General features: G+C 61.0%; 9 protein-coding genes and 1 pseudogene. 4 read left to right on the forward strand and 6 right to left on the reverse strand.

Annotated elements, in window-relative coordinates; all coding sequences use genetic code 11:
- On the reverse strand, window positions 1-869 hold an 869-nt coding region (locus AC5E6N_RS14780), incomplete at its 3' end, for a cache domain-containing protein (RefSeq protein ID WP_491748526.1).
- 504 nt (window positions 870-1,373) lie between these two features.
- Here AC5E6N_RS14780 and AC5E6N_RS14785 point away from each other — a divergent pair.
- From AC5E6N_RS14785 to AC5E6N_RS14795, 3 genes are all read left to right on the forward strand, one after another.
- On the forward strand, window positions 1,374-4,262 hold the full coding sequence (locus AC5E6N_RS14785) for an ATP-binding protein (RefSeq protein ID WP_491748527.1): 2,889 nt from the start codon (window positions 1,374-1,376) through the stop codon (window positions 4,260-4,262).
- Between the two features lie 177 nt (window positions 4,263-4,439).
- On the forward strand, window positions 4,440-4,682 hold the full coding sequence (locus AC5E6N_RS14790) for a type II toxin -antitoxin system TacA 1-like antitoxin (RefSeq protein WP_491748528.1): 243 nt from the start codon (window positions 4,440-4,442) through the stop codon (window positions 4,680-4,682).
- Window positions 4,679-4,990, forward strand: coding sequence for a type II toxin-antitoxin system RelE/ParE family toxin (locus AC5E6N_RS14795; protein WP_491748529.1), 312 nt, complete (start codon window positions 4,679-4,681; stop codon window positions 4,988-4,990). The genes AC5E6N_RS14790 and AC5E6N_RS14795 overlap by 4 nt, the downstream gene beginning before the upstream one ends.
- A gap of 203 nt (window positions 4,991-5,193) precedes the next feature.
- Here the strand turns inward: AC5E6N_RS14795 and nadS are convergent, their stop codons facing one another.
- Together nadS and AC5E6N_RS14805 are read right to left on the reverse strand one after the other, a co-directional pair.
- Complete coding sequence (nadS, locus tag AC5E6N_RS14800; RefSeq protein ID WP_491689626.1) at window positions 5,194-5,481, reverse strand: NadS family protein; 288 nt, start codon at window positions 5,479-5,481, stop codon at window positions 5,194-5,196.
- An 11-nt stretch (window positions 5,482-5,492) separates the two neighbouring features.
- Complete coding sequence (locus AC5E6N_RS14805; protein ID WP_491689625.1) at window positions 5,493-5,867, reverse strand: type II toxin-antitoxin system RelE/ParE family toxin; 375 nt, start codon at window positions 5,865-5,867, stop codon at window positions 5,493-5,495.
- Window positions 5,868-6,058: 191 nt separating this feature from the next.
- On the opposite strand from AC5E6N_RS14805, the pseudogene AC5E6N_RS14810 reads away from it, so the two are divergent.
- A pseudogene (locus AC5E6N_RS14810) lies at window positions 6,059-6,360 on the forward strand (hypothetical protein); the annotation flags it as partial.
- A 14-nt stretch (window positions 6,361-6,374) separates the two neighbouring features.
- On the opposite strand, the gene AC5E6N_RS14815 reads toward AC5E6N_RS14810, so the two are convergent.
- The 3 genes from AC5E6N_RS14815 to AC5E6N_RS14825 all read right to left on the reverse strand — a co-directional run.
- Complete coding sequence (locus tag AC5E6N_RS14815) at window positions 6,375-10,169, reverse strand: hypothetical protein (RefSeq protein WP_491748530.1); 3,795 nt, start codon at window positions 10,167-10,169, stop codon at window positions 6,375-6,377.
- Between the two features lie 2 nt (window positions 10,170-10,171).
- The gene (locus AC5E6N_RS14820) at window positions 10,172-11,008 is read right to left on the reverse strand and encodes a hypothetical protein (RefSeq protein ID WP_491748531.1); all 837 of its coding nucleotides are present in this window, start codon (window positions 11,006-11,008) and stop codon (window positions 10,172-10,174) included.
- Between the two features lie 98 nt (window positions 11,009-11,106).
- Window positions 11,107-12,758: S8 family peptidase (locus AC5E6N_RS14825; protein ID WP_491748532.1), on the reverse strand; the 1,652-nt coding region annotated here is incomplete at its 5' end.

A 12,758-nucleotide genomic window follows, 5' to 3' on the forward strand; every position in this document is an offset into this window, starting at 1 on the left:
GCGTTGAGGAAATCGACATTCGCAAAGGCCACCTTGGCGGTCATGTTCTCGCGATAGCTGCTGTCCTGCCCGGTAAAGATCTCGCGTCCCGCGATCTGGCTGAATTGAGCCGCATCAAGCTTGGCAACGCCGACATCATTCATCCCCGACAGCGGCGCATCGGTCAAAAGAAAACCCTTGGAATTGAGCAGAACGGTTTCGCCCGTCCTTCCAAGCCCGGTCCGGTTGCTCATGATGGATTCGATACGGCCGGTCGGCAGCGCAACGATAAAGGCGCCTTTCACCTCGCCTCCGACGATGACGGGCTTGCCGATAAACGCCGTCAAAGGCCGCTCGCCCGGCGCGTAGGGCGCGTAGTCGACAAACACAACACCTTCGGAATCGCCCAGGGCAAGCGCCGCTGTGTGCGCTTGCGCCAGCGGCGTGTCCTTCCATGCCGCGTCCGTCATATTCACATAGAAGTCGCTCTTCTTTTTCAGCGTGTAGACAACCTGCCCGTCCGCCTTCACCAGGAAGATGTCCTCAAATTCATTTTCCTCGGCGATTTTCTCGAAGACCGGGTCGAATTTGCCTTTATGGTTGAGATAGATGCTGGCGCCGCTGGCCCGGCTCCGGGCGACCTTTTCGTCATGGGTGAGGTCCGGATCGGTCACCAGCGCCCGAAACTCGCTGTCCATGCCGTCCTCGACCATGGTCAGCGCGATCCCGAAAAGATTGAGCGCCGCGGCGACGTCCTGCGTGACGGCGATTTCCTCAACGTCCTTTCTTGTCCCTTCCAGATAAGTCTCGATCTGGTTGCGCCGGCCGTCCGATATCGCCGAGAGCTTCTCGTCATATTCACGTGTCAGCGCGTTGGAACTTATCATCATGCCGCCAATGCTTGACGCCGCAATTGAAACGACGGTCAAAATAGCGGCTGCGAGAGGCAATTTCCGAGAAATGAGCATCAGGAGATATCCGGAGAAACAAGGGAGATGGAATGCCGAACGGCGACCGGATCTATTGCTTCATGCGATTTCGCTAAAAACGTGCGAACGACCGGTGAAACACAAGTTAAGAGGCAAATGCAAAAGATCGATTAACGCGATGGCCGACATCTAGTATTTAATAGACCTGTATTGTCGTTGCGGGCTTTTAGTCACCTCATCAATAGCCGACGCGCAGAAACCTTTGCAAAACTGTCACAAGCAGCAAAAATTTGATATATTTGGCAATTAGGGTCAATAATTACAGGTGATTGATTTTGGCGCGGAAACAACCGGTTTTCGGTAGAAAACCGGGTTTCCTGATTGCCGCATGCATTTGTTTGGGACTTCCCCGGTAATGAGCGTGCGTCGAATATGCCGAATTCGGGGGCATGCGCAGTGCATTTGATGGCATACCCAGAACGTAGCGTCGTGACCGTCATGGTCGTTGACGCCGTCAGTTCAACCAGCCGGATAGCCGCGGTCGATCCCGATGATGCACAACTCATGGTGGACAAGGTTCTCGAGCACATCCGCTCCGAGGTCGAACGGGCCGGGGGCCTGCTGGTCAGCTTTGCCGGAGACGGAGGCGTTGCCGTATTCGGCTGGCCCGATTCGATGGAAGACCATGCCGACCGCGCCTGCGATGCCGCCTGGAATATCCAGCATTACGGCGACATGGGCGAGCCGATCCGCGATCCGGGTTCGAACGTCGTGCAGTTCCGGGTCGGCATTCACTCCGGCCTCGTGGGCCTTCGCAACCTGACACTTGAGCGCGGCTCGCAGATCGACCTTGTCGGCGGCACCGTTCATCTGGCGGCACGGCTGGAGAAATCGGCAGCACCGGGCGAGATATTGCTCAGCGGAGAGACCGTCGACCTGTGCCGCTACGGCCAGAAAGCCGGTGCGCGGCCGGATTTGCCGATACTCGGCGAGATCGGCTCGAGCGTCTTTACCCTGATGGCTGCGCCGGATCGTACGGTCCGCAAGGATGTGATCCAGCAATATAAGCTGCCGATCGTCGGCCGGGATCGCGAGCAGTCGATGCTGCGCGAGAAGATCGGCGCCGGCATCGCCGAAAACGGCGCCCTTGCCATTGTCGGCGAGCCGGGCATTGGAAAGAGCCGCCTGGCGGCCGCGGCCATCCATGACGCCCTGTCCACCGATCTTGCCGACCGGCTCGTGGTATATCGCGGCGACATGCAAAAGCGCATCACGCCCTTCGCCGTCATGCAGGGCCTGATCCTCGATGCGCTGAACCTGGACGACCAGGCTTCGCGACAGCAGATATGGTCGGCCGCCGAGGCGGTCGGCGTGGAACCGGACGCGCTCGTCGCGCTCGACGCGATAATAAGTTCCGAGGCCGGCGGACCTTCCGGCGCCACCCCGCACCTGTCGCTGAAGGAAACCGCGGCAGCCCTTGGGCGCACATTTCGCAGGCTGGCGGTCAGGGGACGGACGCTGCTGCTCGTCGAGGATCTGCACATCGTCGATCCGGAAAGCCAGCTTTGTCTTGAAATGCTGCAGGCCGTCGACGACGACCGATCGCTTTTCCTTATGGTGACCGGACGGCCGGAGGCCGCCTATGACGCACAGCAGATAACCGATAACGTCGTGCGCCTCGAGCCGATGGATCGCGCCCATATGCGCGAGCTGGCCCGTCAGCTCCTTGCCGGAGCCGATCACGAACATCTGAGCGTCGAAAGGGCGCTTGATCAGGCGGACGGTATACCCTTTGTCCTCGAGCAGTTTGTCTGCTCGATTGATTCGGACAATCCCGAATCCATTGATTCGGTGCCCCACGGCGTGCAGTCCATGATCCATGCGCGGCTGAACCGCCTTCCCCGCGCCGCAAAACATTGCGCCCAGGCCCTGAGCATCCTCGGCGAGGAAGTGGATCTGGACTTCGCGCAGAAGGTCCTCGGCAAGAGCCGCGAGGAACTGGACGCCGAACTCGATGCGCTGGAGGAGCTCGCCATAGCGGGCCGGGTGTCGCGCCGCGCCGTCCGGTTCCGTCACGCCATTATCGCGGAAGCCTGTTCGATCACCGTCCCGCGCCCGCGGCGCACCGACATCCATCGCTCGGCGATCGACATCATCACCGGAACCTATCCCGATCTTGCCGGCCAGTACGAGCGCCTTGTTTTCCACGCCGGGTCCGCCGGCGACGATGAGCTCGCTCTGGACTATCTGTGGCGCGCCGCGGACATGGCGAAAAGAAATTTCGCCGGCAAATCGCTACAGCTTCTGTTCGAACAGGCGCTGGAATGTATCGAGCGTATCGGCGAACCGGCCGAACGCAAATTCGTCGATTTCACGCTGATGGTGTGTCCGACCATGCTGCAGCTTGGCGAGTTTTCCAAGATGCATGACCATCTGCCGCGCGCCATGGCGCTGGCGATAAAGCAGAACCGGACCAACAAGATTTGCGCCGCCAAATGCAATGTCGCCATGATCGACTGGTTCGAGGGGCGCTACGATCAGGGGGCCGCCACCGTGAGAGAGGCGCTGGAAACGGCCCGCGAACTTGATTCCCTGCCGCATACCTTTGCCGCGCAGCACCTCCTGGCGCTCCTCAGTCACGCCACCGGCGATCTGGCCGCGGCGATCGAGCTCGAGCGGGCCCTGTGCGAACAGCTGAGGGGCGATGCCGAGACCGCAAGGCTGGGTTCGGCCGGTATTCCGGGCGCCATATCGCGCGCGTTCCTCGGCTGGTTTCTGACCGATACGGGCGCCTATGAGGAAAGTCTGCACTATGGCCGGCGCGCCCTCGATATCTCACGCTCGAGCAAGGACCCGTATACCGAGGTCGTGGCGCTCAACGCGCTCGGCCGCACGCTCATCATGATGGAGCGCTACGATGAGGCGGTGGAACTGCTGAAAACAGCCATGGCGCTGATCGAACGCCATGGTTACGACGCGCCCAAACCGCACATTATCGGCCTCCTGGCCATGGCGCTGGCGCGCAACGGCCGGCCGGACGAAGCCCTCGAATTGGCCGAGGACTGCTTCAAGAGAGCCTTGCATCTGCGCACCGGACGGTTGGAGATCTTCTATCTCTATGCCGGCTACGCGGAAGCGTTGTTCCACTCCGGCGCGGTCGAGCGCTGCATTCCGGCGATCGATCAGGCCATCGCCATCGGCCGCGGCATCGACAATCCCGGACTGACCGCGCAGGGTCTCGCCATCAGGGCGAAACTTGCGACGGCGATCAACCCGTCAAGTCCGCTGCCGCGCAAGGATATCGACGAACATCACGCCCTTTGCGACCGGCACGGCTTCAAGCCGCTGGTCTGATGTTTGATCCCAGGTTTTGATGGTGCGATCTTCTCGCCGGAATGGAAGGAGGCCCTATGGGACAGGTTCTGCACGATTATCGTTGCCGGTTCAGGAGACAACATTTGTTACAGATTGATAATTTGGTCAGTTTGAACTATTTTGAGAACCAATGACAACTGACCCGGTGAGGACACCATGCGCCTATCGATTGAAATCACTCCGGAGCAGCACAAGCGGCTCAAGGCCACTGCAGCCATGCAGGGCAAATCCATCAAGGACTATGTCCTGGAGCGAACCTTGCCGGACGAAGAGGCCGCACTGAAAGAGCTTGAGGACTTCCTGGGACCAAGGGTCGAAGCCGCTATGCGCGGTGAACGCTCCGATCAAACCCTCGATGAGATTTTCGACGGGGTTATTGAGGAAGAGGGCATTAGGTGACGGCATCCTATGAATTATCACCGGACGCTCAACAGGATCTCCGGGAGGTTGCACGCTACACCGGCAACAGATGGGGCAGAGAGGCCCTCGAAAAATACCGAAACGGATTGCACGCCACGTTTGACTCAATTGGGGACGGCAGCGTATTCAAGCGGACTTTCTCAAAGGAATTTCCTCACCTGCTCGTCACCAAGTATCGCTACCACTTCGTGTTCTATATTCGTGAAGGCTTGGAACGCCCGGTGATCATCGGTGTGGTTCATGAGCGTCGAGATACCGTCAATCGCCTGATCGAAAGGCTGAGCTGACGAGGGGAACTACGTTTCGCGGAGCGCCATGGGATCGAATTCGGAAAATATTGTCTTCCGGTGGGTGAAATGACGAAGGGAGTCTCGGACGACTCCCTTGTCGCACTGTCATTTGGTCTCTTGGTAGGCATGGCCCATCGGGAGGGCTTGGGCCGTAGGGCTGCCACTGGATGAGGAAGGAGTCCGACGCTGATCACGTGCTGTCATTGTATCGCAAGCGTATCGGCAACCATGTTCGGATTTCGGTCGATCAATGACAGGAGGACAACTGCGGCCCGGTCTGGTGAACGTCGGTCCTGTTCCCAGTCGCGCAAAGTTCCGAGCGGCAAACCATAGCGTCTCGCAAATTCAGCCTGTGACAAATTCAGTCTTTTGCGAATGGCGGCAACATCGACGCTTTCCGGCACGAATACACCTGCCGGTTCTGTTTCACCCTTTGCGATAGCAAGCGCCTCATGGGCACTCTGAATCAATTCTTTACCAAGGCTCATTTCGTTTTCCTTCATCTGCTGAGGCGAAGCTTCTTCGCCATCTTCTTTGCGTTCGCCCTGTAGGCATCCGCAACTTGAGGCAGTATCTTCGCGAGTTCGTTCCGCTCGGCTTTCGAAAAATTGGCCTTTGCTCCCTTGCCGTAGACCGCCAGTAGAAACACCGGGACATCGCTACCTCCAAAATAGTGAATGGTTCGATAGCCGCCACTCTTGCCTCCCCCTCGACCCGGAAGGCGCAGCTTCCGTGCTCCACCAGTTCCAGCCATAATGTCACCGGCAAGCGGGTCATCGGACAATAGGTTCACTATGACGTCTATTTCCTCCTCAGAAAGGCGGCAGTGTTTTGCTTGAGCGAGAAATGTCGCAGTCCAGATAACCGTGTGCATGACAATCACTATACGGCATTGCCGTATTCTTTGCAAGATAAATACTGCGGCAATGCCGTATAGACGACCCGTTTGTCGGATATGTCAAATGGTATGTCGGCAAGCATGGTCCGGCTCGATGAGCGGCTGCCCGATCGGCGTCAGTGGCGCGTCGCCTCGGGACGCATGAATTCCTCCATCATCTCTGCGGTGTGTGGCATTTCCTGCTGCGCGAGGGATTGAGCTTCAAAAAAAGCCTGCTCGCCATTGAGCAGGGCCGTGCCGATATCGCGCGGCGAAGGCTGCGCTATGGCGCAATGCGACGCCGGGAGCAGGAGCCATTCACACCATCAATCGAACAGGCATTCTCACAAATCAAACACTGGATGCGCATCGCCCAGAGGCAAACAATCGAGGAAACATGGAAATTCCTCGGGAAACTGATCCAGACCATCACACCAAACAGTGCCAAAACGACATCAAAAATGCAGGCTATGCTTCAATCAATGCGTGAAACGGCCGCACCGCTCAATACATATCCGGGCGCAGCCGGGCAAAACGCGCCATGAGGCCGGTTTTTGCGCCGGCGATTTCCTGCATCTCACCGGCGGCCCCCGCCACATTCCGCAGGCCTTCCAGCCGGCCCGCCGCAAGCACGCACTGTTCCAGGATGTGCAGCGCAATCGCGTCGCGGCCCCAGCAATGACGTCCGCGCACGCGGGCCTCCAGATCGGATTCCCTTTCCCGCGGCATCGTCGCGGCGCCGAACAGCAGGTAATTGTCCATCGGCCGCTCGGGATGCTCGGGCACATACGGGTGCAGCGAAAACCGGAACGGATCATCAAACGCCGCGGCGTCGAAATTGGCCGCCGTTATCAGCGCCGCGACCCAGTCTCCTTCGCCCAGGGCAAGACCGGGCTCCAACTCGGTATCCTCGGCACATTGGCGCATCAGGATCTTGAAGTTCGGCCGCAACCGCTCGGCCTCGTAAATAAGCCGGGTGACGAGCGATGGTCCGCCGCCGGCGCCGTAACGCGGAGAAACGCCAAGACGGCCCATGCGGTCAAAAAGTTCCGGCAGGCCTATTCTGAACCTTAGCACCGTGTCCATGACGTTGCCGAATGTCGACGGGATTGCGGCCATCGCCGAGGCGATCAGTTCGAAAAGGATCGCCCCCACATCGGCGTGATACTGTTCGCGCGTATAGGTTTCGAAACGATCCAGCATCCTGTCTTCGATATGGATAAAGGCGTCGACCAGCGTCCTGACCTGCGGCGACCTCTGGGTCCAGGCATCGGTGATGAGCCGGTTCAAATGATTCATCAGTTCGGCGCCGGCCTGCGCGGACAGATTTCTCAGCGTCCTGTAGGCAATCACGTTCCCGAACACATCGCCGAGCGTCAGAATGGACCAGATCTGCATTGTCACGAGACCCGGATTGCGCGGCATTTTGCCTTTCGAAACCGACAGCCAGTCGGGATGCAGATGGCCGACATGCTGACGGGCGAACGGCAGCGCAATTCCAAGTTCCGTAACCCATGGCGGCCCCGGCGTGCCGAACAGCTCGTCGATGACCGCGTAGGACGCGTCGGTTGCAAGATCGCGCACCAGGTCGATCCCGCGGCTGTCGCCGGTCCGTTCCAGCGCCGCCTCCAGACGCGATGAAACGATCGCCGACAGGCGCCCGCGCACGCCGCCATCGTCCTCGCTCGCCTCGTTCAGCGCCGTCCAGGCCTCCGCAAGGATGCAATAGAGCCGTTCGCGCTGCGCCTGCGTCGAACCGTCGATTTCTGTACCGATGACCATGTCGTCACCGCGCAGCACGCGCCTGCCCGCCTCGCTGTAATGGGCGACGGAGAACCGCCGTTTCCCATCGGCGTCAAGCAACCGCAAGACATCGCTGACATGGCTGTGTTTGCCGACGAAACAGACATCCTCGCCCAGCGATTCGGGTTCATGCAGTGTCGATCCGTCCGGATAGGGCGACGTCCGCGGGATGCCGGGCGGTGTGACGCGGATGAGCTCCGCAGCGCCCCGGGGATTGAGAAAGAGGCGCGTGAACGTCTCTATTCTCGGCCTCGTAAAAAGCCCCGGGGTCTGCGGATCGCTCATGCTGTGCCCGCTGGACAGCAGGTCCGCCGCATCTGTCCGGAAGCGTTCGCCCCCGGCCATTGCGACAAGCGCGTCCTGGCCGGGTGCGAAGAAATAATCGCCGCCGCGTGTTGTCACGAAGCGCGGAATATTGGTCACGGGCGCGGTGGCGCCGGCCTCGAGGAAACTGTCCTCGAGCCTGCCGGAATTCGCGCCGGCAATCGGGCACTTGGCCAGGCCGGCCTGCCCCATGAACTCGCCGCCGTTCATCCAGTCCGCCTGTATGACTTCGAACTGAAGGTCGATGCGGGCGTTGGCGGCGATGAAAAGCAGCCCGCGTTTCTTGCCGTCCCCGCGCGAACCTTCTTCCAGCAACGGTCCGCCATAACCGATGCCCCGCCGCAAAATGCGGTGCCTGCGCGCGTCGTTGCGCCCGCCGATATCACGCGGATTGCTGCGTCGCACATGCGAGGCGAGCGGGCATTTTTCGCCTTTCGGATCGTCCCGCACAAAAAGGAAATCATTGATCAGCCGGTCGCCGTCCGGTCCGATTTCGCGTGGACTGTCCGGCGCCATCATCAACGGCGTGCCGTTTTGCCAGCGGCCCATGAACTGTGCGGCGAGTTTCTTCTGCGCAAGAGCATCACCCGGCCTTTGCTCGGCAAGAAACGCACGAAATCCGGTCACGTCCTGCTCGAGCTTGCGGAAAATCATGAACGTGCCGCCGTCGCGAAGCAGCGCGTTGGTCGGCTGTTGCGCCCGGTTTCCGTCCTCATCGGGATAGCCGAGATATATCTCGCCGGGCGCTACGGGCGCCCAGGTACCGTTGCGGCCGGGCGTCGCTCCGCCCGGCATGGGTTTGCCGAGCTTCATATCGACGAAGGGCTGGCTGACACCGTCGCGAAACCCGAAATGCTCCTTGCGGTATCCCGAGGCGATGGCACGGCCGTCTTCCACGAAATAGGGGTCCTGGCCAAGTTCGATATGGACGATCTCCATGCCGATCATGCGAAACAGGCCGCCGAGAATCGTGCGCAGGAGCTTTCCGCGCGGGCCGGACCGGTGATTGAAATCGTCTATCTGGCGGCGCAGCCGCTCCCAGCTTTCCTCCGGCCCCATGTCCCAATTGTCTTCATCGGCCATTGCTCCGACCTGGAAGCCGCCGGTGAAATATCCGCTGACCGTGGGAAGACCGAGCTCACCGTGCCAGTTCTGCGGCGCGCTTGCCCCGGTATCTCCGAGACGGTCCGCGCGGGCCGCCATTCCCTGCCGGAATGCATCCGGGAACGAGCGTAGCGTCGTCGGATCGATGGCGAGCTTTTCAAGGCCCGGATAGGTAAAGGCGATATTGACCGGAACCGGGTCGTAGACCATCGCCTTGTCCGCATATCTGCCGTCGACCTGCGCCCGCTCGCTGCGAACCGGAGAGGAATGGCCCTTTTGTTTCGCGCCGTCCCGCGCCAGCTTGGCCTGACGCAGCAATTCATAGGCGCAGACCGCCACGAGCCCCTGCGAAACGACCCTCTGACCGGCATCGCCGGGGTCCTTGCCGAAGGCCGTCAGGTCCAGGATGGCGCCAATGGCCGCCTTGACCTTGGCATCGGGCTGGCGCATCAGCACGGCAATCGCCATGATCAGCGATATCAGCACGGTCTCGTTCGACATGCCGCCGTCGAATTTCTTCTGCAGCCAGTCGATGGCGCCAAAAACACCCTTTTCCTTTTTCAGCTCGGCCTTCAGGGACTTTGCAAGTTTGAGGACGGCCTCGTTGGGCGGCCGGGCGCTGTCCAGACCGAAGAATGCCGAAAGGCCTGCCATCAGCGGACCGACATCGCCCTTCGACAGCAGGGTCAGCCAGGCCCGGAACCCGTCCGAGGCAAAATCATCCGTCAGCGGATCGGCCGGCGGGAAGGGATCGGCGGGATCGGGATGTGTCGGGTCGCCCGCCGGCGGATCGCAGCGCGCGACCTGCGGAGCGCCCAGATCCGCCGCCAGATCGAGCGCGCTGTCCGGCACACCGCCACCGGCTTTTGATGCCGCCTCGGCAAGGCGGGCCAGGAGCAGGCGCGAATTGTCCATCTCGGCCTTGCTCAGGATCCGGAAAAACAGGAACAGCGACCAGTTTCGCGTTTTCCCGTTGGCGAATTTCGATACCTGCCCGAGATTGGCCTGGATGCGGGTTGCGGCGTCGACAGGTCCTGGCCCGGCGGGGCGTGTGTAGATATCCGGCATGATCAAAGGTCTCCGTCCGATTTTCCGCGATAGGTGCCGCCCGGCGTCGGAAAGTCCGAAGCGTATTGACCCGTCTTGCGCAGGAATTCATCGAAAAGCTCGTCCATGTTCTCCACCCGTCGCCCGGTCGGCGTGCGCACCTTGGCGACAAAGCCGTCGAAGCTCCGCTTGAAATCCTCAAGCTGCTTGATACGCACCACCGAGACGTCCGGATAGGCGCACAGGAACAGGTCGACGGGGACCTGGTAGCGCCGGATCCAGTGCCAGAAACTTTCGAAATTGGCGGTCGAGGGAAAATCCACGCAATTGACGAACACGTCGTCGAAATCGCGCGCCAGAAACTGCGCAATATCCCGGAAATAGACCTTCAGATCACCGTCGAACGAGACGATCGTCAGCAGCCAGGAATGAAAGCTCGGCTGGGCGTTCGCGGTTCCTTCCCCGGCTTTGGCGCCATTGGCGCCGGGCGGCTGTGCGCCGGCGAACTGGATGGAGACCTTGAACTCGTCCATGGGCCTTGGCACGCGATACGTAGCATCCGCCGCGCCGCCTTCGCCGGGTTTGTAATAGGCAAGGCCGGGAACATGCGAATTGGTCAGGTACTGCTCGGGACGAATAATCATCATCCGCCCGAAATGAATGCTGGGTATCGTGCTGAGCTGATGCGGAATGCCGCGTTGCGCCCGGTCGCTGATCGAAGCGATGACGCGGCGCAGCTTTTCCTCGTAGGTCAGTCTTTCCCCGGGCACGCGGCCCTTGATGATGGGCGCCATGACGGCGATTTCCGTCACGCCCCCCATGGAAGCGGACATTGTCCAGTCCAGAATCTCTCGTCCCAAGAAACTACTCCCCAAATCTCACATCACGGGCAGGATGCGGCCCGCGCCACGGGCTTTTTGTGATCCCGACAATCACGCAAGGTCGCCGTTACAGCGGCCTATTCGCACGATATATTTTCAAAACTCTCGGTCAGGGTGGCAAGAGCCAAATCGCCGGACTCTCTGACCGCCCGGCGCAGATGTTCCGAGACGGCGATACGTCTGGCGGACCGCTGCCCGTCCATTCCGTTCCACTGGGTTCTGCTGTGGGCAAGACGCAGGGCCAGATTGGCGATTTCAGCGCCGTAGCGGTGCCAGTCGAATTCCCCGTCCTCGGGCTTTTTGTGTGTCGCCTCAAACACCAGGCGCTGGATTTCCGATGCACACGGCCGGTAGGACTTGGCCGGCCATGCGGGATCGGGAATATCGGCCGGCGCAAGGCTCAGCAATGTCTCCGCGTCCACGATCCCCGCGCCCAGACGGCTGCTGTTCCAGCCGGTCGGAACCCGGGCGGTGTGGCGCAGCGCCGACCGGAACAACTCCTGCAGCGTCACGTTCCGGGAGCGGGCTTCGGCGACCAGATTGTCGCGGCCGTGCCGTTCGAGCCAGAGCGCGGCGATCCCGGCGACAAGCGCGGCGGAATAGGACGTTCCCTGACCTTCCGACACAATGGGCTTGCCGCCTTTGCTCATATCGTGCTTCGCCCGCCAGACCATTTCCGCCGGTGCCGCGATGTCAACGGCCGGTCCGGTGCTGCTGCCGCGCCAGGTGCGGTCATTGATATTCGTGCCGCCCACGGCGATGACTTCGGGATAGCGGGCCGGATAGACGGTCAGACCGATGCAATTGCCGGCCGCGGCCACCACGATCAGGTCGGATTCAACCGCCTTCTTGATGGCTGTCCTGAGCGCCGCGCTGCCCAGGCCCCCGAGGCTGAGTGAAACGATATGGCATCCGGACATGCGGGCATGATCCACGGCCCGCGCCATGGGCGCCGGATTGATCATCTGCACGTCCGATGTGCAGCGGATCGGAACCAGATGCGCTCCGGGCGCGGCGCCGCTGATCTCGCCGCTCCTGCGCCCGACGGCGACGCTGGCCATTCCGCTGCCGTGGCCCGGACAGGATGTCGTCGGATCGAGGGGGTCGGTCGGATCGCCGCCGCCCTCGAGTATGTCGGCGGCAAGGTCGAGCCGCAGCGCGTCTGCCTCGATTTCGTCGTGGGCGGCAAAACCCGTATCCGGCTGGGCGATGAAGATGCCCTTTCCGAGGCCGGGCGACAGATGCCAGGCAGACATGACCCGTGTGTTCTCGAGCGCCCATTTCTTGTCCGCCGGAGCCGGGCTGTTCACCCAGCAAAGGCTGCTCATCCGCGCCGGACCGCTATCCGCCCGGGGCGGCTCGGGAAACGTCATGATGTACTCGCCGATACAGGGCTCGCAACTGACGAGATCGAGCGCTTCGCCAAGCTCGTAGGCAATGGAAAACAGCGCATCGGAGGCGCGGCCGGTTCCGACGCCAGGAAAACGCAGGACGGCAAAATGGGAAAGTTCGTCGGCGCTCATCGGAAACAGCGGCTGCAACAGGAAATCAAGCGTGTCCAGTATGGACACGAGCCGTCGGCGCTCCTGTTCAAGATCAGGTTGGCGGGCATATTGCAGCACAAAGCCGAGCTCGTCGGCCGGCAGGGCATCGTTCGCCTTGTTGCGCGCCGTATTCCGGCTGCCGTCCCGTGGTCGCCCGATCAGGCGCGAAAGGGTCCCTATTGTCG

Source organism: Hoeflea sp., from assembly GCF_984452065.1.